A 26,148-nucleotide genomic window follows, 5' to 3' on the forward strand; every position below is an offset into this window, starting at 1 on the left:
TGATCTTTTGAGGGGAAAATGAAAATTTTCCCCTGTGTCAGGTATCAGGGCTGAGTGGCGCTAACCATTCGCCGCAGACAGGCGATTTGCAACACCGCTGGAATTGTCACCCGAAAGGCAGTGCCGCTAACGGCTTTAACCCCATTTAATGCTGCACCCACCGACCCTCCCAGACCCGCGCCGCGTAGCAGACCATGCCCAAGCACGCTCATCGCAGCGTGGGTACGCAAAATGCGGGTCAGCTGGCTGGAAAGCAGATGCGACACGCCTTTGGCCAGTTGTTTGTCTTTCATCAATAACGGCAGCAGCTCTTCCAGTTCGTTAACCTTCGCGTTAACGGCCTGCAAAAACTCCTTTTTATGCGTCTCGTCCATTTTCTTCCAGGTATTGCGCAGAAAATGTTCGAGTAACTGTTGCTCAATTTCAAAGGTAGACATCTCTTTATCGGCTTTCAGTTTCAGCCGTTTGGAGACATCGAGTAAAATAGCGCGATACCGTTTGCCGTGTCCGCGCAGTTTGTTAGCGATGCTATCGCCGCCAAAATGTTGTAATTCCCCAGCAATTAGCTGCCAGTTGCGGCGATGCTGCTCGGGATGCCCTTCCATCGATTTAAACAGTTCGTTGCGCATTAATACGCTGGACAGGCGGGTTTTGCCTTTTTCATTATGAGTGAGTAAGCGGGTAAAGTTTGCCAGCTGTTCTTCGCTGCAATGCTGTAGAAAATCTAAGTCCGAATCATGTAGATAGTTGACGTTCATGTCATTGTGGCTTCTGTATTAAAAGGTTAGTCGTCGCCGATAATTTTCAGCGTGGCCATATCCGATGAGTTCACCGTATGACCGGAAAAGGTGATTTTTGACACGCAGCGTTTGTTGTCGTTATCGCTGTTAATGTTGATCCAGCCGGTGGTTTGCCCTTCTTTGATTTCAGCCGGAATGTTCAGGCTTTGGCTGGCGCTACGGGCTGCTTTGAAATAAACCGACGCGGCACTTAACTGTAAATCGCCATGATCGGCAGTGAGTTGTATGCGTTTTACAATGCGGCAAACGGGGAGTTTCAACGTCAGATCGTTGGTCTCGTTACGCGGCATGGCAATGACGCCGAGGATTTTATGGTCGTTGGCCTGCGCGGTGCAGCACAGCATCAGGCCGAGCACGAGGCTGGCGGAAATCATAAAAATGGATTTCATTAAGATTCTCTTAGCGGGGAGTAGTCGGGGGAAGAATAGCCATTAGTTTACTGCTGACTAAAAGAAGATTCAGGTACGTAATCTTTTCTTTTTATTACAATTTTCTAGTGAATAATTTGTGTAAAATTCATTATTTACGTGAATGTTATTGATCCCTTTTTTTTCAGTTCTTCCGGCATATCGTGAAATTTCTGCGCAAAAGCACAAAAAATTTTTGCATCTCCCCCTTGATGACGTGGGTTACGACCCCATTTAGTAGTCAACCGCAGTGAGTGAGTCTGCAAAAAAATGAAATTGGGCAGTTGAAACCAGACGTTTCGCCCCTATTACAGACTCACAACCACATGATGACCGAATATATAGTGGAGACGTTTAGATGGGTAAAATAATTGGTATCGACCTGGGTACTACCAACTCTTGTGTAGCGATTATGGATGGCACCACTCCTCGTGTGCTGGAGAACGCCGAAGGCGATCGCACCACGCCTTCTATCATTGCCTATACCCAGGATGGTGAAACTCTGGTTGGTCAGCCGGCTAAACGTCAGGCAGTGACGAACCCGCAAAACACCCTGTTTGCGATTAAACGCCTGATTGGCCGCCGCTTCCAGGACGAAGAAGTACAGCGTGATGTTTCCATCATGCCATTCAAAATTATTGCTGCTGATAACGGCGACGCATGGGTCGAAGTTAAAGGCCAGAAAATGGCACCGCCGCAGATTTCTGCTGAAGTGCTGAAAAAAATGAAGAAAACTGCAGAAGATTACCTGGGCGAACCGGTAACTGAAGCAGTTATCACTGTACCGGCATACTTTAACGATGCTCAGCGTCAGGCAACTAAAGACGCAGGCCGTATCGCTGGTCTGGAAGTAAAACGTATCATCAACGAACCGACCGCTGCTGCACTGGCTTACGGTCTGGACAAAGGTACTGGCAACCGCACTATCGCGGTTTATGACCTGGGTGGTGGTACTTTCGATATTTCCATTATCGAAATCGACGAAGTTGATGGCGAAAAAACCTTCGAAGTTCTGGCAACCAACGGTGATACCCACCTGGGTGGTGAAGACTTCGACAGCCGTCTGATCAACTACCTGGTTGAAGAATTCAAGAAAGATCAGGGCATTGACCTGCGCAACGATCCGCTGGCAATGCAGCGTCTGAAAGAAGCGGCAGAAAAAGCGAAAATTGAACTGTCTTCCGCTCAGCAGACCGACGTTAACCTGCCGTACATCACCGCAGACGCGACCGGTCCGAAACACATGAACATCAAAGTGACTCGTGCAAAACTGGAAAGCCTGGTCGAAGACCTGGTGAACCGTTCCATTGAGCCGCTGAAAGTTGCTCTGCAGGACGCTGGCCTGTCCGTATCTGATATCGACGATGTTATCCTCGTTGGTGGTCAGACTCGTATGCCAATGGTTCAGAAGAAAGTTGCTGAGTTCTTTGGTAAAGAGCCGCGTAAAGACGTTAACCCGGACGAAGCTGTGGCAATCGGTGCTGCCGTTCAGGGTGGTGTACTGACTGGCGACGTGAAAGACGTACTGCTGCTGGACGTTACCCCGCTGTCTCTGGGTATCGAAACCATGGGTGGTGTGATGACGACGCTGATCGCGAAAAACACCACTATCCCGACCAAGCACAGCCAGGTGTTCTCTACCGCTGAAGACAACCAGTCTGCGGTAACCATCCACGTGCTGCAGGGTGAACGTAAACGTGCGGCTGATAACAAATCTCTGGGTCAGTTCAACCTGGATGGTATCAACCCGGCTCCGCGCGGTATGCCGCAGATCGAAGTTACCTTCGATATCGATGCTGACGGTATCCTGCACGTTTCCGCAAAAGACAAAAACAGCGGTAAAGAGCAGAAGATCACCATCAAGGCTTCTTCTGGTCTGAACGAAGATGAAATCCAGAAAATGGTACGCGACGCGGAAGCTAACGCCGAAGCAGACCGTAAGTTTGAAGAGCTGGTACAGACTCGCAACCAGGGCGACCATCTGCTGCACAGCACCCGTAAGCAGGTTGAAGAAGCTGGCGACAAACTGCCGGCTGACGACAAAACTGCTATCGAGTCTGCGCTGACTGCACTGGAAACTGCTCTGAAAGGTGAAGACAAAGCCGCTATCGAAGCGAAAATGCAGGAACTGGCACAGGTTTCCCAGAAACTGATGGAAATCGCCCAGCAGCAACATGCACAGCAGCAGACTGCTGGTGCTGATGCTTCTGCAAACAACGCGAAAGATGACGATGTTGTCGACGCCGAGTTTGAAGAAGTCAAAGACAAAAAATAATCGCCCTATAAACGGGTAATTATACTGACACGGGCGAAGGGGATTTTCCTCTCCGCCCGTGCATTCATCTAGGGGCAAATCAAAAAAAATGGCTAAGCAAGATTATTACGAGATTTTAGGCGTTTCCAAAACAGCGGAAGAGCGTGAAATCAAAAAGGCCTATAAACGCCTGGCCATGAAATATCACCCGGACCGTAACCAGGGTGACAAAGAGGCCGAGGCGAAATTTAAAGAGATCAAGGAAGCTTATGAAGTTCTGACCGACTCGCAAAAACGCGCGGCATATGATCAGTACGGTCATGCGGCGTTTGAGCAAGGCGGCATGGGCGGCGGCGGTTTTGGCGGCGGCGCAGACTTCAGCGATATTTTTGGTGACGTTTTCGGCGATATTTTTGGCGGCGGACGTGGTCGTCAACGTGCGGCGCGTGGTGCTGATTTACGCTATAACATGGAGCTCACCCTCGAAGAAGCTGTACGTGGCGTGACCAAAGAGATCCGCATTCCGACTCTGGAAGAGTGTGACGTTTGCCACGGTAGCGGTGCAAAACCAGGCACGCAGCCGCAGACCTGTCCGACCTGTCATGGTTCTGGTCAGGTGCAAATGCGCCAAGGCTTCTTCGCTGTACAGCAGACCTGTCCGCACTGTCAGGGGCGCGGTACGCTTATCAAAGATCCGTGCAACAAATGCCATGGTCATGGCCGTGTTGAGCGTAGCAAAACGCTGTCCGTTAAAATCCCGGCAGGGGTGGATACTGGAGACCGCATCCGTCTTGCGGGCGAAGGTGAAGCAGGCGAACATGGCGCACCGGCAGGCGATCTGTACGTTCAGGTTCAGGTTAAACAGCACCCGATTTTCGAGCGTGAAGGCAACAACCTGTATTGCGAAGTACCGATCAACTTCGCAATGGCAGCGTTGGGCGGTGAAATCGAAGTGCCGACCCTTGATGGTCGCGTAAAACTGAAAGTGCCTGGCGAAACCCAGACCGGTAAGTTGTTCCGTATGCGCGGTAAAGGCGTCAAGTCTGTTCGCGGCGGTGCACAGGGCGATTTGCTGTGCCGCGTTGTCGTCGAAACACCGGTAGGTCTGAACGAGAAGCAGAAACAGCTGCTGCAAGAGCTGCAAGAAAGCTTCGGTGGCCCAACCGGCGAGCACAACAGCCCACGCTCGAAGAGTTTCTTTGATGGCGTGAAGAAGTTTTTTGACGACCTGACTCGCTAATTTCCCCAAAGGCCTGCCCGTGGGCAGGCCAGGGTAAAAAAAATAGGGTGCGTTGAAGATATGCGGGCACCTGTAAAGTGGCGGGGATCGCTCCCCGCCGTTGCTCTTACTCGGATTCGTAAGCCGTGAAAACAGCAACCTCCGTCTGGCCAGTTCGGATGTGAACCTCACAGAGGTCTTTTCTCGTTACCAGCGCCGCCACTACGGCGGTGATACAGATGACGATCAGGGCGACTATCATCGCCTTATGCTGCTTCATTGCTCTCTTCTCCTTGACCTTACGGTCAGTAAGAGGCACTCTACATGGGTCTGCATATAGGGGGCCTCGGGTTGATGGTAAAATATCACTCGGGGCTTTTCTCTATCTGCCATCCAGCTAATGCCTGAGACAGACAGCCTCAAGCACCCGCCGTTATTATACTGCTCTCTTTAATCCATTCTGTTTTATCGATTCTAATCCTGAAGACGCCTCGCATTTTTATGGCGTAATTTTTAAAGGATTCAATTATTTAACGTTGATTTAGCTTTTTATTGCGATTATTGACGATAAATTGGAGATATTTGAAATATCGCCTTAACAAACAGCTCCGGTTTATTGCAAATTAATTATTACTTATTCCGAATAAACCCCTCAGAAATCTTGACATTAAGCTATGATTATCAGGGCTTGAGGTCATCAGCCACCGCTTTCGGGCGCCAAAAACACTCCCTCTGCTGGTGACGCAATCTTCTTTATAGATCGTTAAAAGCGAATTATTCCTACACTATAATCTGATTTTAACGATGATTCGTGCAGAGTAAAATAGTAAAAACGATCTATTCACCTGAAAGAGAAATAAAAAGTGAAACATCTGCATCGATTCTTTAGCAGTGATGCCTCGGGAGGCATTATTCTCATCATTGCCGCTGTTCTGGCGATGATTATGGCCAACAGCGGTGCAACCAGTGGATGGTATCACGACTTTCTTGAGACGCCGGTTCAGCTGCGGGTAGGTTCTCTTGAAATCAATAAAAACATGCTGTTATGGATAAATGACGCGCTAATGGCGATATTTTTCCTGTTAGTTGGTCTGGAAGTTAAACGCGAGCTGATGCAAGGATCGCTGGCTAGTTTACGCCAGGCTGCGTTTCCGGTTATTGCCGCAATCGGTGGGATGATTGTCCCGGCATTGCTCTATTTGGCCTTTAACTACGCCGATCCTATCACTCGTGAAGGGTGGGCAATCCCGGCAGCGACTGATATTGCCTTTGCCCTCGGTGTCCTGGCGTTATTGGGAAGCCGTGTACCGTTAGCACTGAAGATCTTTTTGATGGCGCTGGCTATTATCGACGATCTTGGAGCCATCATTATCATCGCCTTGTTTTACACTAATGACTTGTCGATGGCCTCTCTTGGCGTTGCAGCGGTAGCAATTGCGGTGCTCGCGGTGCTGAACATTTGTGGTGTTCGCCGCACGGGCGTTTATATTCTGGTCGGCGTGGTGTTGTGGACTGCAGTGTTGAAATCAGGCGTCCACGCAACGCTGGCAGGCGTCATTGTCGGTTTCTTTATTCCATTGAAAGAGAAGCATGGACGTTCTCCGGCGAAGCGCCTGGAGCATGTATTGCATCCGTGGGTGGCTTATCTGATTTTGCCGCTGTTTGCTTTTGCCAATGCCGGCGTTTCTCTGCAAGGCGTGACGCTGGATGGCCTGACCTCCATCCTGCCATTAGGGATCATCGCCGGTTTGCTGATTGGCAAGCCGTTGGGTATTAGTTTGTTCTGCTGGCTGGCGCTGCGTTTGAAACTGGCGCATTTGCCGGAGGGAACCACTTATCAGCAAATTATGGCGGTTGGTATCCTGTGTGGTATCGGTTTTACTATGTCTATCTTTATCGCCAGCCTGGCCTTTGGTAGCGTAGATCCAGAACTGATTAACTGGGCGAAATTGGGCATTCTGGTTGGCTCAATCTCTTCGGCGGTAATTGGATATAGCTGGTTACGCATTCGCTTACGTCCATCAGTTTGACTGGACGATGTTCCGGGGAGCCATAAATGGCTCCCTTTTCATTCTTATCAGGGAGAGAAATGAGCATGTCTCATATCAATTACAACCACTTGTATTACTTCTGGCATGTCTACAAAGAAGGCTCTGTGGTTGGCGCAGCGGAGGCGCTTTATTTAACACCACAAACCATTACCGGACAGATCCGGGCGCTGGAAGAGCGCCTGCAAGGGAAATTATTTAAGCGTAAAGGACGCGGTCTGGAACCCAGTGAACTGGGGGAACTGGTCTATCGCTATGCCGATAAAATGTTCACGCTAAGCCAGGAAATGCTGGATATCGTCAACTATCGCAAAGAGTCCAACTTATTGTTTGATGTTGGTGTGGCTGATGCCCTTTCCAAACGCCTGGTCAGCAGTGTTCTGGATGCCGCAGTTGTAGAAGACGAGCAGATTCATCTACGCTGTTTCGAATCGACGCACGAGATGCTGTTAGAGCAGTTGAGTCAGCATAAGCTGGATATGATCATCTCTGACTGTCCGATCGACTCCACCCAACAAGAAGGGCTGTTTTCCATGAAAATTGGCGAGTGTGGCGTCAGTTTCTGGTGCACTAACCCGCTGCCGGAAAAGCCGTTTCCTGCCTGTCTGGAAGAGCGTCGTTTACTTATTCCGGGGCGTCGCTCAATGTTGGGACGCAAGCTATTAAACTGGTTTAACTCTCAGGGCTTAAACGTTGAAATTCTGGGGGAGTTTGATGATGCGGCGTTGATGAAAGCCTTTGGGGCGACGCATAACGCTATTTTCGTTGCACCTTCGCTGTATGCCAATGATTTTTATAATGATAATTCGGTTGTGGAGATAGGGCGAGTTGAGAACGTCATGGAAGAGTACCATGCGATTTTTGCCGAAAGGATGATTCAACACCCTGCGGTACAGCGTATTTGCAATGCCGATTACTCTGCGCTGTTTACGCCAGCCGCGAAATAACCATTTGTACTTTGCAGGCTGCAGTTTTGGCCTGCTGGAGACATAAAAAAACCCGCTTACGCGGGTTTTTTTACAAAGCTGACAACAAAAGACGATTAAGCCAGTTTGTTGATCTGCGCAGTCAGGTTAGCCTTATGACGTGCAGCTTTGTTTTTGTGGATCAGACCTTTAGCAGCCTGACGGTCCACGATCGGTTGCATTTCGTTAAATGCTTTCAGTGCAGCAGCTTTGTCGCCAGCTTCGATAGCTGCGTATACTTTCTTGATGAAAGTACGCATCATAGAGCGACGGCTTGCGTTGTGCTTACGAGCCTTTTCAGACTGAATGGCGCGCTTCTTAGCTGATTTGATATTAGCCAAGGTCCAACTCCCAAATGTGTTCTATATGGACAATTCAAAGGCCGAGGAATATGCCCTTTTAGCCTTCTTTTGTCAATGGATTTGTGCAAATAAGCGCCGTTAATATGGCGGCGCTCGTTACGTAGTGATGGCGCAGGATTCTACCAGCTTGCGTGGTGTGAATACAGCTTTTCCGCGATAAAATTGCAGCAGGTCGTTAGTTTCTTACCGTGATTTGCGCCATGGCAATGAAAAGCCACTTCTTTCTGATTTCAGTACTCAATCGCCGGTTAACCTTGACCGCTGTACAAGGTATACTCGGACGATTTTCACTGTTTTGAGCCAGACATGAAGCTGATACGCGGCATACATAATCTCAGCCAGGCCCCGCAAGAAGGGTGTGTGCTGACTATTGGTAATTTCGACGGCGTGCATCGCGGTCATCGCGCGCTGTTGCAGGGGTTGCAGGAAGAAGGGCGCAAGCGCAACTTACCGGTGATGGTGATGCTTTTTGAGCCTCAACCGCTGGAACTGTTTGCTACCGATAAAGCCCCGGCACGCCTGACCCGACTGCGGGAAAAACTGCGTTACCTCGCAGAGTGCGGCGTGGAGTATGTGCTGTGCGTGCGTTTCGACAGGCGTTTTGCGGCGCTGACGGCGCAAAACTTTATCAGCGATCTACTGGTAAAGCATTTGCGGGTAAAATTTCTGGCTGTTGGTGATGATTTCCGCTTTGGCGCTGGTCGTGAAGGTGATTTCTTGTTATTACAGAAAGCTGGCGCGGAATACGGCTTCGACATCACCAGTACGCAAACTTTTTGCGAAGGCGGCGTGCGTATCAGCAGTACCGCTGTGCGTCAGGCATTGGCAGATGACAACCTTGCTCTGGCGGAAAGTTTATTGGGGCACCCGTTTGCCATCTCCGGGCGCGTTGTCCACGGTGATGAGTTAGGGCGCACCATTGGTTTCCCGACGGCGAATGTACCGCTACGCCGTCAGGTCTCCCCGGTGAAAGGGGTTTATGCGGTGGAAGTGCTGGGCCTCGGTGAAAAGCCGTTACCCGGCGTTGCAAACATCGGCACGCGCCCAACGGTTGCCGGTATCCGCCAGCAGCTGGAAGTGCATTTGTTAGATGTTGCAATGGACCTGTACGGTCGCCATATACAAGTAGTGCTGCGTAAAAAAATACGCAGTGAGCAGCGATTTGCGTCGCTGGACGAACTGAAAGCGCAGATTGCGCGTGATGAATTAACCGCCCGCGAATTTTTTGGGCTAACAAAACCGGCTTAAGCCTGTTATGTAATCAAACCGAAATACGGAACCGAGAATCTGATGAGTGACTATAAATCAACCCTGAATTTGCCGGAAACAGGGTTCCCGATGCGTGGCGATCTCGCCAAGCGCGAACCGGGAATGCTGGCGCGTTGGACTGATGATGATCTGTACGGCATCATTCGTGCGGCTAAAAAAGGCAAAAAAACCTTCATTCTGCATGATGGCCCTCCATATGCGAATGGCAGCATTCATATTGGTCACTCGGTTAACAAGATTCTGAAAGACATAATCATCAAGTCCAAAGGGCTTTCCGGTTATGACTCGCCATATGTGCCTGGCTGGGACTGTCACGGTCTGCCGATCGAGCTGAAAGTAGAGCAAGAATACGGTAAGCCGGGTGAGAAATTCACCGCCGCCGAGTTCCGCGCCAAGTGCCGCGAATACGCGGCGACCCAGGTTGACGGTCAACGCAAAGACTTTATTCGTCTGGGCGTGCTGGGCGACTGGTCGCACCCGTACCTGACCATGGACTTCAAAACTGAAGCCAATATCATCCGCGCGCTGGGCAAAATCATCGGCAACGGTCACCTGCACAAAGGTGCGAAGCCGGTACACTGGTGCGTTGACTGCCGTTCTGCGCTGGCTGAAGCGGAAGTTGAGTATTACGACAAAACCTCTCCGTCCATCGACGTTGCTTTCCAGGCAGTCGATCAAGATGCGCTGAAAGCGAAATTTGCCGTCAGCAACGTTAACGGCCCAATCTCGCTGGTTATCTGGACTACTACGCCGTGGACTCTGCCTGCAAACCGCGCAATCTCCATTGCACCTGATTTCGACTATGCGCTGGTGCAGATCGACGGTCAGGCCGTGATTCTGGCGAAAGATCTGGTTGAAAGCGTAATGCAGCGTATCGGCGTGACCGATTACACCATTCTCGGCACGGTAAAAGGTGCGGAGCTGGAACTGCTGCGCTTTACCCATCCGTTTATGGGCTTCGACGTTCCGGCAATCCTCGGCGATCACGTTACGCTGGATGCCGGTACGGGGGCTGTTCACACCGCGCCTGGCCACGGCCCGGACGACTATGTGATTGGGCAGAAATATGGCCTGGAAACCGCTAACCCGGTTGGCCCGGACGGCACTTATCTGCCGGGTACTTACCCGACTCTGGATGGTGTGAACGTCTTCAAAGCGAACGACATTGTCGTTGCGCTGCTACAGGAAAAAGGCGCGCTGCTGCACGTTGAGAAAATGCAGCACAGCTATCCGTGCTGCTGGCGTCACAAAACGCCGATCATCTTCCGTGCAACCCCGCAGTGGTTCGTCAGCATGGATCAGAAAGGTCTGCGTGCACAGTCACTGAAAGAGATCAAAGGCGTGCAGTGGATCCCGGACTGGGGCCAGGCGCGTATCGAGTCGATGGTTGCTAACCGTCCTGACTGGTGTATCTCTCGTCAGCGTACCTGGGGCGTACCGATGTCACTGTTCGTGCACAAAGACACGGAAGAGCTGCATCCGCGTACCCTCGAACTGATGGAAGAAGTGGCAAAACGCGTTGAAGTTGATGGCATCCAGGCGTGGTGGGATCTCGATGCGAAAGAGATCCTCGGCGATGAAGCTGATCAGTACGTGAAAGTGCCGGATACGCTGGACGTGTGGTTTGACTCTGGATCTACCCACTCTTCCGTTGTTGACGTGCGTCCGGAATTTGCCGGTCACGCAGCGGATATGTATCTGGAAGGTTCAGACCAGCACCGTGGCTGGTTCATGTCTTCCCTGATGATCTCCACAGCGATGAAGGGCAAAGCGCCGTATCGTCAGGTACTGACCCACGGCTTTACCGTGGATGGTCAGGGTCGCAAGATGTCTAAATCCATCGGCAACACCGTTTCGCCGCAGGATGTGATGAACAAACTGGGCGCGGATATTCTGCGTCTGTGGGTGGCATCAACCGACTACACCGGCGAAATGGCCGTTTCTGACGAGATCCTGAAACGTGCTGCCGACAGCTATCGTCGTATCCGTAACACCGCGCGCTTCCTGCTGGCAAACCTGAACGGTTTCGATCCAGCAAAAGATATGGTGAAACCGGAAGAGATGGTGGTACTGGATCGCTGGGCCGTAGGTTGCGCGAAAGCGGCACAGGAAGACATCCTCAAGGCGTACGAAGCATACGATTTCCACGAAGTGGTACAGCGTCTGATGCGCTTCTGCTCCGTTGAGATGGGTTCCTTCTACCTCGACATCATCAAAGACCGTCAGTACACCGCGAAAGCGGATAGCGTAGCGCGTCGTAGCTGCCAGACTGCGCTGTATCACATCGCAGAAGCGCTGGTTCGCTGGATGGCGCCGATCCTCTCCTTCACCGCTGATGAAGTGTGGGGCTACCTGCCGGGCGAACGTGAAAAATACGTCTTCACCGGTGAGTGGTACGAAGGCCTGTTTGGTCTGGCAGACAGCGAAGCGATGAACGATGCGTTCTGGGACGAGCTGCTGAAAGTGCGTGGCGAAGTGAACAAAGTCATCGAGCAGGCACGTGCCGACAAGAAAGTTGGTGGCTCGCTGGAAGCGGCGGTAACGCTGTACGCAGAACCCGAACTGGCGGCGAAGCTGACCGCGCTGGGTGATGAATTACGATTTGTCCTGTTGACCTCTGGCGCTGCCGTTGCAGACTATAACGACGCACCTGCTGATGCGCAGCAGAGCGAAGTACTCAAAGGGCTGAAAGTCGCGTTGAGTAAAGCCGAAGGTGATAAGTGCCCACGCTGCTGGCACTACACCCAGGATGTCGGCAAGGTGGCGGAACACGCAGAAATCTGCGGCCGCTGTGTCAGCAACGTCGCCGGTGACGGTGAAAAACGTAAGTTTGCCTGATGAGTCAATCGATCTGTTCAACAGGGCTACGCTGGCTGTGGCTGGTAGTGGTCGTGCTGATTATCGATCTGGGCAGCAAATACCTGATCCTCCAGAACTTTGCTCTGGGGGATACGGTTCCGCTGTTCCCGTCGCTTAATCTGCATTATGCGCGTAACTATGGCGCAGCGTTTAGTTTCCTTGCCGATAGCGGCGGCTGGCAGCGTTGGTTCTTTGCCGGTATTGCGATTGGTATTAGTGTGATCCTGACGGTGATGATGTATCGCTCGAAGGCTACGCAAAAGCTAAACAATATCGCTTACGCGCTGATTATTGGCGGCGCACTGGGCAACCTGTTCGACCGTCTGTGGCACGGCTTTGTGGTCGATATGATCGACTTCTACGTCGGCGACTGGCATTTCGCCACCTTCAACCTCGCCGATACTGCAATCTGTGTCGGTGCGGCATTGATTGTGCTGGAAGGTTTTTTGCCTTCGAAAGCGAAAAAACAATAATAAAACCTGCCGGATGCAGCCTACCGATTGCTGCGAAATCGTAGGCCGCATCCGGCAAAAATCCTCAAATACAAGAGCAAACCTGCATGTCTGAATCTGTACAGAGCAATAGCGCCGTCCTGGTGCACTTCACGCTAAAACTCGACGATGGCACCACCGCCGAGTCTACCCGCAACAACGGTAAACCGGCGCTGTTCCGCCTGGGTGATGCTTCTCTTTCTGAAGGGCTGGAGCAACATCTGCTGGGGCTGAAAGTGGGCGATAAAACCACCTTCTCGCTGGAGCCAGATGCGGCGTTTGGCGTGCCGTCACCGGACCTGATTCAGTACTTCTCCCGCCGTGAGTTTATGGATGCAGGCGAGCCAGAAATTGGCGCAATTATGCTTTTTACCGCAATGGATGGCAGTGAGATGCCTGGTGTGATCCGCGAAATTAACGGCGACTCCATTACCGTTGATTTCAACCATCCGCTGGCCGGGCAGACCGTTCATTTTGATATTGAAGTGCTGGAAATCGATCCGGCACTGGAGGCGTAACATGCAGATCCTGTTGGCCAACCCGCGTGGTTTTTGTGCCGGGGTAGACCGCGCTATCAGCATTGTTGAAAACGCGCTGGCCATTTACGGCGCACCGATTTATGTCCGTCACGAAGTGGTACACAACCGCTACGTGGTTGATAGCCTGCGCGAGCGTGGGGCTATTTTTATTGAGCAGATTAGCGAAGTACCGGACGGCGCGATCCTGATTTTCTCTGCGCATGGCGTTTCCCAGGCCGTACGTAACGAAGCGAAAAGCCGTGATTTGACGGTATTCGACGCCACCTGTCCGCTGGTGACCAAAGTGCATATGGAAGTCGCCCGCGCCAGCCGCCGTGGCGAAGAATCTATTCTCATCGGTCACGCAGGGCACCCGGAAGTGGAAGGGACGATGGGCCAGTACAGTAACCCGGAAGGGGGGATGTATCTGGTTGAATCGCCGGACGATGTGTGGAAACTGACGGTCAAAAACGAAGAGAAGCTCTCCTTTATGACCCAAACCACGCTGTCGGTGGATGACACGTCTGATGTGATCGACGCGCTGCGTAAACGCTTCCCGAAAATTGTCGGTCCCCGCAAAGATGACATCTGCTACGCCACTACTAACCGTCAGGAAGCGGTACGCGCCCTGGCAGAGCAGGCGGAAGTTGTGTTGGTGGTCGGTTCGAAAAACTCCTCTAACTCCAACCGTCTGGCGGAGCTGGCACAGCGTATGGGCAAACGCGCGTTTTTAATTGACGATGCGGCAGATATCCAGGAAGAGTGGGTGAAAGAAGCGAAATGCGTCGGTGTGACCGCTGGCGCATCAGCTCCGGATATTCTGGTACAGAACGTAGTCGCACGTTTACAGCAGCTTGGCGGTGGCGAAGCCATCCCGCTGGAAGGCCGTGAAGAAAACATTGTTTTCGAAGTACCGAAAGAGCTGCGTGTCGATATTCGTGAAGTTGATTAAGTCATTAGCAGCCTAAGTTATGCGAAAATGCCGGTCTCGTTACCGGCATTTTTTATGGAGAAAACATGCGCTTGCCGATTTTTTTGGATACCGATCCAGGTATCGACGATGCCGCAGCGATTGCTGCCGCGATCTTTGCTCCACAACTCGATCTCCAACTGATGACGACTGTCGGAGGCAATGTCTCGGTGCATAAAACTACCCGAAATGCGCTGCAATTGCTGCATTTCTGGAATGCGGATATCCCACTCGCCCAGGGGGCGGCAACACCGCTGGTTCGCGCACCGCGTGATGCGTCTTATGTTCATGGCGAATCCGGCATGGAAGGTTATGACTTCGTTGAGCACAATCGGAAACCACTGGAGAAACCGGCGTTTCTGGCGATTCGTGATGCGCTAATGTGCGCGCCAGAACCGATTACGTTGGTGGCGATCGGCCCGTTGACGAATATCGCGCTATTGCTTTCACAGTGCCCGGAATGCAAACCACATATTCGTCGTCTGGTCATCATGGGTGGTTCTGCCGGTCGTGGAAATTTCACGCCAAATGCCGAGTTTAATATTGCTATTGATCCTGAAGCGGCAGCCCAGGTCTTCCAGAGCGGGCTGGAGATTGTGATGTGTGGCCTGGACGTTACCAATCAGGCGATGCTAACTCCCGAATACCTCACCACACTGCCGGAATTGAATCGCACCGGAAAAATGCTTCATGCACTGTTTAGCCACTACCGCAGCGGCAGTATGCAAAGTGGCTTGCGAATGCACGATCTCTGTGCCATCGCGTGGCTGGTGCGCCCGGACTTGTTCACTCTCAAGCCGTGTTTTGTGGCGGTAGAAACGCAGGGTGAATTTACTGCGGGTACGACAGTCGTCGATATTGACGGTCGGCTGGATAAACCGGCAAATGTTCAGGTTGCGCTGGATCTGGATGTGAAAGGTTTCCAGCAGTGGGTGGCGGAGGTGCTGGCGCTGGCGCCGTAACCTGTCACATGTTATCGGCATGTAGTCATTCACTGACTCATGCCTTTCACTGATATCCCTCCCTGTTTATCATTAATTTCTAATTATCAGCGTTTTTGGCTGGCGGCGTAGCGATGCGCTGGTTACTCTGAAAACGGTCTATACAAATTAACAAAAGAGAATAGCTATGCATGATGCAAACATCCGCGTTGCCATCGCGGGAGCCGGGGGGCGAATGAGCCGCCAGTTGATTCAGGCGGCGTTGGCATTAGAGGGCGTGCAGCTTGGCGCGGCGCTGGAACGCGAAGGATCTTCTTTACTGGGCAGCGATGCTGGCGAACTGGCCGGTGCCGGGAAAACCGGCGTTATCGTACAAAGCAGCCTTGATGCTGTAAAAGATGATTTTGATGTATTTATCGATTTTACTCGTCCGGAAGGCACGCTGAATCATCTGGCCTTTTGTCGCCAACACGGCAAAGGAATGGTGATCGGCACTACGGGTTTTGACGAAGCAGGCAAACAGGCGATTCGTAATGCCGCCGAAGATATTGCGATTGTCTTTGCCGCCAACTTTAGCGTCGGTGTCAACGTCATGCTTAAGTTGCTGGAGAAAGCGACTCAGGTAATGGGTGACTACACTGATATCGAAATTATCGAGGCACATCATCGACATAAAGTCGATGCGCCGTCAGGCACCGCGCTGGCGATGGGGGAAGCGATTGCCCATGCGTTGGATAAAGATCTGAAAGATTGTGCCGTTTACAGCCGCGAAGGGCATACCGGTGAACGCGTTCCCGGAACGATAGGTTTTGCCACCGTCCGCGCCGGAGACATTGTGGGCGAGCATACTGCGATGTTTGCCGATATTGGTGAGCGTCTGGAGATTACCCATAAGGCTTCCAGCCGTATGACTTTTGCCAACGGTGCGGTAAGATCGGCTTTGTGGCTTAATAGCAAGAAAAGTGGTCTTTTTGATATGCGAGATGTGCTTAATCTCAACAGTTTATAGTTATAAAATACTGTCGATGACGAAAAAATAACTTATTTAATCTTATGATTTTACAGGTCTTTATTTTTAAGGCCTGTTATTTTTGTTGTTTGGTGATGGTTTTTTACTAATGAGGGAAAAATTAAGTGTTTTGTGGCTGATAATTGTTGTTTTAATGTAAATTTTGACCATCTGGTCTACTTTTCTTCTCCGGTTTTTGCATTTACATATTCTTCTCGCTGCGCAAGCGTTTTCCAGACCTTGTTAGATGGTGTTTTTGTCGGTTAGTGCCCGTAAAGCAGGCATGATGCATAAAATTATATAATAAATCCCGCTGTTGAGTTGACTTTTAGCTCCCATATCTCCAGAATGCCGCCGTTTGCCAGAAATTCGTCGGTAAGCAGATTTGCATTGATTCATCGTATCATTGTGAATTAATATGCAAATAAAGTGAGTGAATATTCTCTGGAGGGTGTTTTGATTAAGTCAGCGCTATTGGTTCTGGAAGACGGAACCCAGTTTCACGGTCGGGCCATAGGGGCAACAGGTTCGGCGGTTGGGGAAGTCGTTTTCAATACTTCAATGACCGGTTATCAAGAAATCCTCACTGATCCTTCCTATTCTCGTCAAATCGTTACTCTTACTTATCCCCATATTGGCAATGTCGGCACTAATGACGCCGATGAAGAATCTTCTCAGGTACATGCTCAAGGTCTGGTGATTCGTGACCTGCCGCTGATTGCCAGCAACTTCCGTAATACCGAAGACCTCTCTTCTTACCTGAAGCGCCATAACATCGTAGCGATTGCCGATATCGATACCCGTAAGCTGACGCGTTTACTGCGCGAGAAAGGCGCACAGAACGGCTGCATCATCGCGGGCGACAACCCGGATGCGGCGCTGGCGTTAGAAAAAGCCCGCGCGTTCCCAGGCCTCAATGGTATGGATCTGGCAAAAGAAGTGACTACCGCAGAAGCCTATAGCTGGACACAAGGGAGCTGGACGCTGACCGGCGGCCTGCCAGAAGCGAAAAAAGAAGACGAGCTGCCGTTCCACGTCGTGGCTTACGATTTTGGTGCCAAGCGCAACATCCTGCGGATGCTGGTGGACAGAGGCTGCCGCCTGACCATCGTTCCGGCGCAAACTTCTGCGGAAGATGTGCTGAAAATGAATCCAGACGGCATCTTCCTCTCCAACGGTCCTGGCGACCCGGCCCCGTGCGATTACGCCATTACCGCCATCCAGAAATTCCTCGAAACAGATATTCCGGTATTCGGCATCTGCCTCGGTCATCAGCTGCTGGCGCTGGCGAGCGGAGCGAAGACCATCAAAATGAAATTTGGTCACCACGGCGGCAACCATCCGGTTAAAGATGTGGAGAAAAACGTGGTGATGATCACCGCCCAGAACCACGGTTTTGCGGTGGATGAAGCAACATTACCTGCAAACCTGCGTGTCACGCATAAATCCCTGTTCGACGGTACGTTACAAGGGATTCATCGCACCGATAAACCGGCGTTCAGCTTCCAGGGACACCCTGAAGCCAGCCCTGGGCCGCACGATGCAGCGCCGTTGTTCGACCACTTTATCGAGTTAATTGAGCAGTACCGTAAAACCGCTAAGTAATCAGGAGTAAAAGAGCCATGCCAAAACGTACAGATATAAAAAGTATCCTGATTCTGGGTGCGGGCCCGATTGTTATCGGTCAGGCGTGTGAGTTTGATTACTCTGGCGCGCAAGCATGTAAAGCCCTGCGTGAAGAGGGTTATCGCGTCATTCTGGTGAACTCCAACCCGGCGACCATCATGACCGACCCGGAAATGGCTGATGCGACCTACATCGAGCCGATTCACTGGGAAGTGGTACGCAAGATTATTGAAAAAGAGCGCCCGGACGCGGTGCTGCCAACGATGGGCGGTCAGACGGCGCTGAACTGCGCGCTGGAGCTTGAACGTCAGGGCGTGCTGGAAGAGTTCGGTGTGACCATGATTGGTGCTACCGCCGACGCGATTGATAAAGCAGAAGACCGCCGCCGTTTCGACGTGGCGATGAAGAAAATCGGCCTCGAAACCGCGCGTTCTGGTATCGCACATACTATGGAAGAGGCGCTGGCGGTTGCCGCTGAAGTTGGCTTCCCGTGCATCATTCGACCTAGCTTTACTATGGGCGGCAGCGGTGGCGGTATCGCCTATAACCGCGAAGAGTTTGAAGAGATTTGCGCCCGTGGTCTGGATCTCTCCCCGACCAAAGAGCTGCTGATTGATGAGTCGCTGATCGGCTGGAAAGAGTACGAGATGGAAGTGGTGCGTGATAAAAACGACAACTGCATCATCGTCTGCTCTATCGAAAACTTCGATGCGATGGGCATCCACACCGGTGACTCCATTACCGTGGCGCCAGCCCAGACGCTGACCGACAAAGAATATCAAATCATGCGTAACGCCTCGATGGCGGTACTGCGTGAAATTGGCGTTGAAACCGGCGGTTCCAACGTTCAGTTTGCGGTTAACCCGAAAAACGGTCGCCTGATTGTTATCGAAATGAATCCGCGTGTGTCGCGTTCTTCGGCGTTGGCATCGAAAGCCACCGGCTTCCCGATTGCCAAAGTGGCGGCGAAACTGGCGGTGGGTTACACCCTTGACGAGCTGATGAACGACATCACCGGCGGGCGTACTCCGGCCTCCTTCGAACCGTCCATCGACTACGTGGTTACTAAAATTCCTCGCTTCAACTTCGAGAAATTCGCCGGTGCTAATGACCGTCTGACCACCCAGATGAAATCGGTTGGCGAAGTGATGGCGATTGGTCGCACGCAGCAGGAGTCTTTGCAAAAAGCCCTGCGCGGCCTGGAAGTGGGCGCGACTGGCTTCGACCCGAAAGTGAGCCTCGACGACCCGGAAGCCCTGACCAAAATCCGTCGCGAACTGAAAGATGCAGGCGCTGAGCGTATCTGGTACATCGCCGATGCTTTCCGCGCGGGTCTGTCTGTAGACGGCGTTTTCAACCTGACCAACATTGACCGCTGGTTCCTGGTGCAAATCGAAGAGCTGGTGCGTCTGGAAGAGAAAGTGGCGGAAGTGGGCATCACTGGCCTGAACGCTGACTTCCTGCGCCAGTTGAAACGCAAAGGCTTTGCCGATGCGCGTCTGGCAAAACTGGCGGGTGTGCGCGAAGCGGAAATCCGTAAGCTGCGCGACCAGTATGACCTACATCCGGTCTACAAACGTGTGGATACCTGTGCGGCAGAGTTCGCCACCGACACCGCTTACATGTACTCCACTTATGAAGAAGAGTGCGAAGCGAATCCGTCTACTGACCGTGAAAAAATCATGGTGCTCGGCGGCGGCCCGAACCGTATCGGCCAGGGTATCGAATTCGACTACTGCTGCGTACACGCCTCGCTGGCGCTGCGCGAAGACGGTTACGAAACCATTATGGTTAACTGTAACCCGGAAACCGTCTCCACCGACTACGACACTTCCGACCGCCTCTACTTCGAGCCGGTAACCCTGGAAGATGTGCTGGAAATCGTGCGTATTGAGAAGCCGAAAGGCGTTATTGTCCAGTATGGCGGTCAGACCCCGCTGAAACTGGCGCGTGCACTGGAAGCCGCTGGCGTGCCGGTTATCGGCACCAGCCCGGATGCCATCGACCGCGCGGAAGACCGTGAACGCTTCCAGCACGCGGTTGACCGTCTGAAACTGAAACAACCGGCTAACGCCACCGTTACGGCTATTGAAATGGCGGTTGAGAAGGCGAAAGAGATTGGCTACCCGCTGGTGGTGCGCCCATCTTACGTTCTCGGCGGTCGGGCGATGGAAATCGTCTACGATGAAGCCGACCTGCGCCGTTACTTCCAGACGGCGGTGAGTGTCTCTAACGATGCGCCGGTGCTGCTGGATCACTTCCTCGACGACGCGGTAGAAGTGGATGTTGACGCCATCTGCGACGGCGAAATGGTGCTGATTGGCGGCATCATGGAGCACATCGAGCAGGCGGGCGTGCACTCCGGCGACTCCGCATGTTCGCTGCCGGCGTACACCTTAAGTCAGGAAATTCAGGATGTAATGCGCCAGCAGGTGCAGAAACTGGCCTTCGAATTGCAGGTGCGCGGTCTGATGAACGTGCAGTTTGCAGTGAAAAACAACGAAGTTTACCTGATTGAAGTTAACCCGCGTGCGGCGCGTACCGTTCCGTTCGTCTCCAAAGCCACCGGTGTTCCGCTGGCGAAAGTGGCGGCGCGCGTCATGGCAGGGAAATCGCTGGCTGAGCAGGGCGTAACCAAAGAGGTTATTCCGCCGTACTACTCGGTAAAAGAAGTGGTGCTGCCGTTCAACAAATTCCCCGGCGTTGACCCGCTGTTAGGGCCAGAAATGCGCTCTACCGGGGAAGTGATGGGCGTTGGTCGTACCTTCGCTGAAGCGTTTGCTAAAGCGCAACTGGGCAGTAACTCCACCATGAAGAAACAGGGCCGTGCGCTGCTCTCCGTGCGTGAAGGCGACAAAGAACGCGTGGTTGATCTGGCGGCAAAACTGCTGAAACAGGGCTTCGAGCTGGATGCGACCCACGGCACGGCGATTGTGCTGGGTGAAGCGGGTATTAATCCGCGTCTGGTGAACAAGGTGCATGAAGGTCGTCCGCACATTCAGGATCGTATCAAGAATGGCGAATATACCTACATCATCAACACCACCTCAGGTCGTCGTGCGATTGAAGACTCCCGCGTGATCCGTCGCAGTGCGCTGCAATATAAAGTGCATTACGACACCACCCTGAACGGTGGTTTTGCCACCGCGATGGCGCTGAATGCCGATGCGACCGAAAAAGTTATTTCGGTACAGGAAATGCACGCGCAGATCAAATAATAGCGTGTCATGGCAGATATTTTTTATCTGCCAATTTGATCGAATAACTAATACGGTTCTCTGATGAGAACCGTTTTTTTTACCAGTAAGGACAATCTTTCCTGGAAACTCTATTTTTGATGATGTAAGCAGGATTTAGCTCACACTTATTGACAGGGAAGTTGCATACTATCGATATATCCACAATTTTAATATGGCCTTGTTTGATTGCTTCAAAACGAGTCATAGCCAGACTTTTAATTTGTGAAACTGGAGTTCGTATGTGTGAAGGATATGTTGAAAAACCACTCTATTTGTTAATCGCCGAATGGATGATGGCTGAAAATCGTTGGGTGATAGCAAGAGAGATCTCTATTCATTTCGATATTGAACACAGCAAGGCGATTAATACCCTGACTTATATTCTGTCGGAAGTCGCAGAAATAAGCTGCGAAGTTAAGATGATCCCTAATAAGCTGGAAGGGCGGGGATGTCAGTGTCAGCGACTGGTTAAAGTGATCGATATCGATGAGCAAATTTACGCGCGCCTGCGTAATAACAGTCGGGAAAAATTAGTCGGCGTAAGAAAGACGCCGCGTATTCCTGCCGTTCCGCTCACGGAACTTAACCGAGAGCAGAAGTGGCAGATGATGTTGTCGAAGAGTATGCGTCGTTAATTTAATTTCGTTGATACCGCGCGGCCTGGTTGCCGGATGCGATGCTGGCGCATCTTATCCGGCCTACGGTTGCTCTCCGCCAGGTCGGATAAGGCGTTTACGCCGCATCCGACGATGTTACCGTTTTGGCGTCACATCCGTCGTCCCCTGCAAACGGGGACGATTTTCCTCCATTTGCCTCAACGGTTGCGTTTCATGTAACGCTGCATGGCAACGCCCGACAAGATCCTGATACTCTTTAGTGTTCAATTGCTTCCAGTGCAACTCGTCATCGCTGACGCTGCGCACCGCACGGGCTGGCGTGCCCATCAACAACTGGCGTTTCTCGCCGCAAAAACCTGCTTTGACAAAGCTCATGGCGGCAACAATGCTCTCATCGCCAATGACCGCACCATCCATGATCACGCTGTTCATCCCGACCAATGCATCACGACCGATCACACAGCCATGCAGGATAGCGCCATGACCGATATGACCGTTTTCCCCGACAATGGTGTCAGTATCGCTGTAGCCGTGCATGATGCAGCCATCCTGAATATTGGCTCCCGCTTGCACAATCAGTCGTCCGTAATCACCGCGCAGCGAGGCGAGGGGGCCGATGTAGACACCGGCTCCCACGATCACATCGCCAATCAGTACTGCACTGGGATGGACAAACGCCGTCGGGTGAACCACCGGAATTAATCCCTCAAAGGCGTAATAGCTCACGGTTGTTAACGCCCTTTCCACACCGGATCGCGCTTCTCGGCAAACGCCAGCGGCCCTTCAATGGCATCTTCCGAATGCAGAACTGATGGATAGTGTTTCAACACGCCGCTGCGAATATAGCGATATGCCTCTTCTACTGGCATTTCGCTGGTGGTGCGGTAGATCTCTTTCAGTGCCGCAATCGCCAGCGGGGCGCTGTCAACCAGTTGCTGCGCCAGTTCGCGGGCGTTATCCATCAGTTCCGCCTGGCTAACCACGCGGTTGACTACCCCCCAACGCTGCGCCTCTTCTGCGCCCATTCTTCTGCCAGTCATTACCATTTCATTGACGATGGCAGGCGGCAGGATCTTCGGCAGACGCAGCACGCCGCCGCTGTCCGGGACAATACCCAGTTTGGCTTCCGGCAGGGCGAAGCTGGCGTTATCGGCACAAACAATAAAATCTGCCGCCAGCGCCAGTTCAAAGCCGCCGCCAAAGGCGTAGCCGTTCACGGCTGCGATAACCGGTTTATCGAGATTGAAAATTTCGGTTAACCCAGCAAATCCGCCTGGCCCGAAATCAGCATCCGGCGCTTCGCCTTCTGCTGCCGCTTTTAAATCCCAGCCAGCAGAGAAGAATTTCTCTCCGGCTCCGGTAATAATAGCGACGCGCAATTGCGGATCGTCACGGAAATTAAGAAATACTTCGCCCATCTCAAAGCTGGTTTTTGCATCAATAGCATTTGCTTTTGGACGATCAAGGGTAATTTCCAGAATTGATCCATTGCGGGTCAGATGTAATGATTCACTCATTCCTTTTCTCCATTTTTATTTTTTTCAGGGACGACAACATCCCTGCAAAGAATGCATTTATTTTTAGAACGTGATTATTAGCTGGCAGGATAATTCCCTGCCATTATGTTTATTTCAGATTCTTTCTGATTATTTTCCCCGAGCAATTACGCGGCAGATCTTTTCTGATCTCCAGATAAGATGGCACTTTAAATTTCGCCATATTTTGTTCGCAGAAGCGGAAAAATTCCTCTTCGCTCAATGTTTCACCTTCATTCAGTACCACGAACGCTTTAATGGCTTCATCGCGAATAGAATCTTTAATACCAACAACCACGATATCCTGAATTTTCGGATGGGCGGAGATAATATTTTCCAGCTCCACGCAGGAGACATTTTCTCCGCCGCGTTTGATCATGTTGCAGCGACGATCGACGAAATAAAAAAAGCCCTCTTCGTCGCGGTATCCGGTATCGCCAGTATGCAGCCAGCCATCGGCTTCCAGCACTTTCGCAGTGGCTTGCGGGTTGAGAAAGTACTCTTTGAAGATGGTTTTCCCTGGTTCGCCTTTAATGCAAATTTCGCCGATCTCACCTGCCGGGAGCGGACGATTGTGATCGTCGCGGATTTCCGCTTCGTAGCAAAACCCCGCCCGACCAATCGACGGCCAGCGCCGTTTATCGCCGGGGCGATCGCCGATAATGCCGACGATGGTTTCCGTCATCCCATAAGACGTCAGCAAGCGAACGCCGAAGCGTTCACAAAAAGCGTCTTTTTCCTGCTCCGACAAGTTGAGATAAAACATCACTTCCCGCAGGCAGTGTTGTCGATCGTTCGCAGAAGGCGGTTGCACCATCAAGGTGCGGATCATCATCGGAATACATTCGGTGACGGTGGCACGATACTTCTGTACCTGTCCCCAGAAGGCGCGGGCGCTGTATTTCTCGACCAGCACAAAGGTGGCTCCGGCAGAAAACGCCGCCATCGCCGCAGTACACTGGCAGTCGATATGAAACGCAGGCATCACCGTCAGGTAGACGTCATCGTCACGCAGGGCGCACTGCCAGGCGGAGTAATATCCGGCGAAGCGCAGATTGTAATGGGTAATCACCACCCCTTTCGGTCGGGAAGTGGTGCCGGAGGTAAAGAGAATTTCCGCCGTATCGTCGGTCGATAGCGGCGGCGCATAGCACAAGGTGGCAGGTTGTTGATCTTTCAGTTGAGTAAACGAACTGACGCCATCATCAGCGGGAAGCGCCACATCGGTCAGGCAAATGTGCCGTAGCTGCGTGGCATCTTCCTGCTGAATCTGTTGATACATGGGATAGAATTGCGCACTGGTCACCAGCAGGCACGCCTGGCTATTTTGCAGGATCCACGCACTCTCTTCGCGTAGCAGGCGGGCGTTAATCGGCACCATAATCGCGCCAATTTTTGCCAGCCCGAACCAGCAAAAGATAAATTCCGGGCAGTTGTCCAGATGCAGCGCGACTTTGTCGCCTTTGCGGATCCCCAGCGTATAAAACAGGTTTGCCGTGCGGTTAATCTCCTGATTTAACTGAAGATAACTGTACCGGTTAACGACTCCGCCGCTGGATTCACAAATCAGCGCCGTTTTATGACCGTAAACGTCCGCCAGATCGTCCCACATTTGACGTAGATGTTGTCCGCCAATGATATCCATTGCACCTCTATCCATTTTGTTCGTTTGTTATTGAGCGGGCGCTAGTCAGTCAAGCCGACTGGCGCCACGCGTTTAGTCCTCAACTTTGGCCAGACCTTTGCTGACCAACTCCTGAATGTCGTTTTCGCTGTAGCCGATATTTTTCAAAATGGCTGCCGTGTCCATGCCGTGCGATGGCATTCCGCGCCAGATTTGACCGGGATTATTTTTGAATTTCGGCATCACGTTCGGCCCTTTGCAGGTGCGGCCATCCATCGTTTGCCACTGAGTGATCGATTCACGGGCGACGTACTGTGGATTGCTTTCCAGTTCCGGTACGGTCAGTACTTTGGCACAGGCGACATTCAGTTCGGCAAAGCGTTCTTTTACTTCCGCGATGGTGTGTGCTGCCAGCCAGGCATCGAGTTTCTCTTCTACCAGCGGACCGTAAGGGCATTCGATACGGTGGATAAGCTGGGCGCCTTCCGGGATTTCCGGCGTACCAAGCAGATGCGCAAGGCCAATATCTTTAAAGCACTCTGCGATCTGAGTAATACCCACCAGCTCCATAACGATGTAGCCATCAGCGCATTTGTACAGACCGCAACCGGCGTAGTAGGGATCTTTACCTTTGGTCATGCGCGGGCACATTTCGCCGCCGTTGAAGTAATCCATCATGAAGTACTGACCCATGCGCAGCATCACTTCATACATGGCGATGTCGATACTTTCGCCTTTACCGGTTTCACGCACTTTGTGCAGTGCCGCCAGCGCCGCCGTGGTGGCGGTCAGGCCGGAGAAGTAATCGGCGGTATACGGGAAAGCAGGCATTGGCTGGTCAACATCACCGTTCTGAATCAGGTAACCACTGAAGGCCTGGGCGATGGTGTTATAGGCCGGAAGGTTGGTGTACTCCTCGGTGCCGTACTGCCCAAAACCGGACAAGTGAGCGATAACCAGTTTCGGGTTGTGCTGCCACAGGACTTCATCGGTAATGCCACGGCGGGCAAAGGCCGGGCCTTTACTGGCTTCGATGAAGATATCGGTGGTTTCCATTAATTTCAGAAACGCTTCGCGGCCTTCATCTTTGAAAATATTTAACGACAGCGCGTGCAAATTACGGCGGGAGAGCTGCGGGTAGTTCGGTTGAACGCGAATGGTGTCGGCCCAGGCGACGTTCTCGATCCAGATAACTTCCGCGCCCCATTCTGCGAACATTTGTCCGGCAAACGGTCCGGCGATTTCGATACCGGAGAAGACAACGCGCAATCCGGCCAGCGGTCCGAATTTCGGCATGGGTAGATGATCCATTATTTGCTCCTGAAAAATTTATGTAGCGCATGACTGCCGGATGCGGCGTAAACGCTTTATCCGGCCTACATTCGTGCTCCCGTA

General features: G+C 52.0%; 22 protein-coding genes and 1 pseudogene. 15 read left to right on the forward strand and 8 right to left on the reverse strand.

Translation table 11 applies throughout. From position 1 onward, the window contains the following. Positions 1 to 44 precede the first annotated feature (44 nt). Complete coding sequence (gene msyB / locus BEG40_RS09025; protein ID WP_105285267.1) at positions 45 to 758, reverse strand: acidic protein MsyB; 714 nt, start codon at positions 756 to 758, stop codon at positions 45 to 47. A 26-nt stretch (positions 759 to 784) separates the two neighbouring features. Then, on the reverse strand, positions 785 to 1,189 hold the full coding sequence (locus BEG40_RS09030) for a DUF2541 family protein (protein ID WP_000835565.1): 405 nt from the start codon (positions 1,187 to 1,189) through the stop codon (positions 785 to 787). Positions 1,190 to 1,565: 376 nt separating this feature from the next. Between BEG40_RS09030 and dnaK the strand changes: the two genes are divergently transcribed. Beyond that, a complete protein-coding gene (gene dnaK, locus BEG40_RS09035; RefSeq protein ID WP_000516135.1) occupies positions 1,566 to 3,482 on the forward strand; it encodes a molecular chaperone DnaK in 1,917 nt (638 codons plus the stop codon). An 88-nt stretch (positions 3,483 to 3,570) separates the two neighbouring features. After that, the gene (dnaJ, locus tag BEG40_RS09040) at positions 3,571 to 4,701 is read left to right on the forward strand and encodes a molecular chaperone DnaJ (RefSeq protein ID WP_001118464.1); all 1,131 of its coding nucleotides are present in this window, start codon (positions 3,571 to 3,573) and stop codon (positions 4,699 to 4,701) included. Positions 4,702 to 4,807: 106 nt separating this feature from the next. Here dnaJ and mokC read toward each other — a convergent pair whose 3' ends face one another. Next, the gene (gene mokC, locus BEG40_RS09045; RefSeq protein WP_000809168.1) at positions 4,808 to 4,960 is read right to left on the reverse strand and encodes a type I toxin-antitoxin system toxin MokC; all 153 of its coding nucleotides are present in this window, start codon (positions 4,958 to 4,960) and stop codon (positions 4,808 to 4,810) included. A gap of 583 nt (positions 4,961 to 5,543) precedes the next feature. Between mokC and nhaA the strand changes: the two genes are divergently transcribed. Further along, a complete protein-coding gene (nhaA, locus tag BEG40_RS09055; protein WP_000681376.1) occupies positions 5,544 to 6,710 on the forward strand; it encodes a Na+/H+ antiporter NhaA in 1,167 nt (388 codons plus the stop codon). A 59-nt stretch (positions 6,711 to 6,769) separates the two neighbouring features. After that, entirely contained in the window at positions 6,770 to 7,675 is a 906-nt protein-coding gene (gene nhaR / locus BEG40_RS09060) for a transcriptional activator NhaR (protein ID WP_000062880.1), read from the forward strand. 95 nt (positions 7,676 to 7,770) lie between these two features. On the opposite strand, the gene rpsT is transcribed toward nhaR, so the two are convergent. Then, positions 7,771 to 8,034: a 30S ribosomal protein S20 gene (gene rpsT / locus BEG40_RS09065; RefSeq protein ID WP_001274019.1), complete on the reverse strand. Its 264-nt coding sequence runs from the start codon at positions 8,032 to 8,034 to the stop codon at positions 7,771 to 7,773. A 102-nt stretch (positions 8,035 to 8,136) separates the two neighbouring features. On the opposite strand from rpsT, the pseudogene BEG40_RS09070 reads away from it, so the two are divergent. The 11 genes and pseudogenes from BEG40_RS09070 (at position 8,137) to caiF (ending at position 21,612) form a co-directional block, all read left to right on the forward strand. After that, positions 8,137 to 8,354: pseudogene (locus BEG40_RS09070) on the forward strand (DUF2575 domain-containing protein). Positions 8,355 to 8,361: 7 nt separating this feature from the next. Then, positions 8,362 to 9,303 (forward strand): bifunctional riboflavin kinase/FAD synthetase, encoded by a 942-nt coding sequence (gene ribF / locus BEG40_RS09075; protein ID WP_016159418.1) that lies wholly within the window; start codon positions 8,362 to 8,364, stop codon positions 9,301 to 9,303. A gap of 42 nt (positions 9,304 to 9,345) precedes the next feature. After that, positions 9,346 to 12,162 carry an isoleucine--tRNA ligase gene (ileS, locus tag BEG40_RS09080; RefSeq protein WP_105285268.1) on the forward strand — a complete coding sequence of 939 codons (2,817 nt, stop codon included), beginning with the start codon at positions 9,346 to 9,348 and terminating at the stop codon, positions 12,160 to 12,162. Beyond that, positions 12,162 to 12,656 carry a signal peptidase II gene (lspA, locus tag BEG40_RS09085; protein ID WP_000083379.1) on the forward strand — a complete coding sequence of 165 codons (495 nt, stop codon included), beginning with the start codon at positions 12,162 to 12,164 and terminating at the stop codon, positions 12,654 to 12,656. The genes ileS and lspA overlap by 1 nt, the downstream gene beginning before the upstream one ends. An 86-nt stretch (positions 12,657 to 12,742) precedes the next feature. After that, positions 12,743 to 13,192, forward strand: a complete 450-nt coding sequence (gene fkpB, locus BEG40_RS09090; protein ID WP_000004655.1) for an FKBP-type peptidyl-prolyl cis-trans isomerase — start codon at positions 12,743 to 12,745, stop codon at positions 13,190 to 13,192. 1 nt (position 13,193) lies between these two features. Beyond that, positions 13,194 to 14,144 carry a 4-hydroxy-3-methylbut-2-enyl diphosphate reductase gene (gene ispH / locus BEG40_RS09095; RefSeq protein ID WP_001166391.1) on the forward strand — a complete coding sequence of 317 codons (951 nt, stop codon included), beginning with the start codon at positions 13,194 to 13,196 and terminating at the stop codon, positions 14,142 to 14,144. Between the two features lie 65 nt (positions 14,145 to 14,209). Further along, on the forward strand, positions 14,210 to 15,124 hold the full coding sequence (rihC, locus tag BEG40_RS09100) for a ribonucleoside hydrolase RihC (protein ID WP_001239106.1): 915 nt from the start codon (positions 14,210 to 14,212) through the stop codon (positions 15,122 to 15,124). A 166-nt stretch (positions 15,125 to 15,290) separates the two neighbouring features. Further along, entirely contained in the window at positions 15,291 to 16,112 is an 822-nt protein-coding gene (gene dapB, locus BEG40_RS09105) for a 4-hydroxy-tetrahydrodipicolinate reductase (RefSeq protein ID WP_105285269.1), read from the forward strand. Positions 16,113 to 16,568: 456 nt separating this feature from the next. Further along, on the forward strand, positions 16,569 to 17,717 hold the full coding sequence (gene carA, locus BEG40_RS09110; protein ID WP_001589662.1) for a glutamine-hydrolyzing carbamoyl-phosphate synthase small subunit: 1,149 nt from the start codon (positions 16,569 to 16,571) through the stop codon (positions 17,715 to 17,717). Between the two features lie 17 nt (positions 17,718 to 17,734). Further along, positions 17,735 to 20,956, forward strand: coding sequence for a carbamoyl-phosphate synthase large subunit (gene carB, locus BEG40_RS09115; protein WP_001126396.1), 3,222 nt, complete (start codon positions 17,735 to 17,737; stop codon positions 20,954 to 20,956). Positions 20,957 to 21,216: 260 nt separating this feature from the next. After that, entirely contained in the window at positions 21,217 to 21,612 is a 396-nt protein-coding gene (caiF, locus tag BEG40_RS09125) for a carnitine metabolism transcriptional regulator CaiF (RefSeq protein ID WP_000333115.1), read from the forward strand. Between the two features lie 117 nt (positions 21,613 to 21,729). Here the strand turns inward: caiF and caiE are convergent, their stop codons facing one another. The 4 genes from caiE to caiB all read right to left on the reverse strand — a co-directional run bounded on the left by caiE (position 21,730) and on the right by caiB (position 26,064). Further along, the gene (gene caiE, locus BEG40_RS09130; RefSeq protein ID WP_000122891.1) at positions 21,730 to 22,320 is read right to left on the reverse strand and encodes a carnitine operon protein CaiE; all 591 of its coding nucleotides are present in this window, start codon (positions 22,318 to 22,320) and stop codon (positions 21,730 to 21,732) included. 5 nt (positions 22,321 to 22,325) lie between these two features. Next, positions 22,326 to 23,111 carry a crotonobetainyl-CoA hydratase gene (gene caiD, locus BEG40_RS09135; protein WP_000004402.1) on the reverse strand — a complete coding sequence of 262 codons (786 nt, stop codon included), beginning with the start codon at positions 23,109 to 23,111 and terminating at the stop codon, positions 22,326 to 22,328. Between the two features lie 109 nt (positions 23,112 to 23,220). Then, positions 23,221 to 24,774: a crotonobetaine/carnitine-CoA ligase gene (caiC, locus tag BEG40_RS09140; protein WP_105285270.1), complete on the reverse strand. Its 1,554-nt coding sequence runs from the start codon at positions 24,772 to 24,774 to the stop codon at positions 23,221 to 23,223. A gap of 72 nt (positions 24,775 to 24,846) precedes the next feature. Further along, positions 24,847 to 26,064, reverse strand: coding sequence for an L-carnitine CoA-transferase (gene caiB / locus BEG40_RS09145; RefSeq protein ID WP_105285271.1), 1,218 nt, complete (start codon positions 26,062 to 26,064; stop codon positions 24,847 to 24,849). Positions 26,065 to 26,148: the final 84 nt, after the last annotated feature.

This window comes from Escherichia sp. MOD1-EC5495 (assembly GCF_002965965.1).
In the GTDB taxonomy this organism is placed as follows: domain Bacteria; phylum Pseudomonadota; class Gammaproteobacteria; order Enterobacterales; family Enterobacteriaceae; genus Escherichia; species Escherichia ruysiae.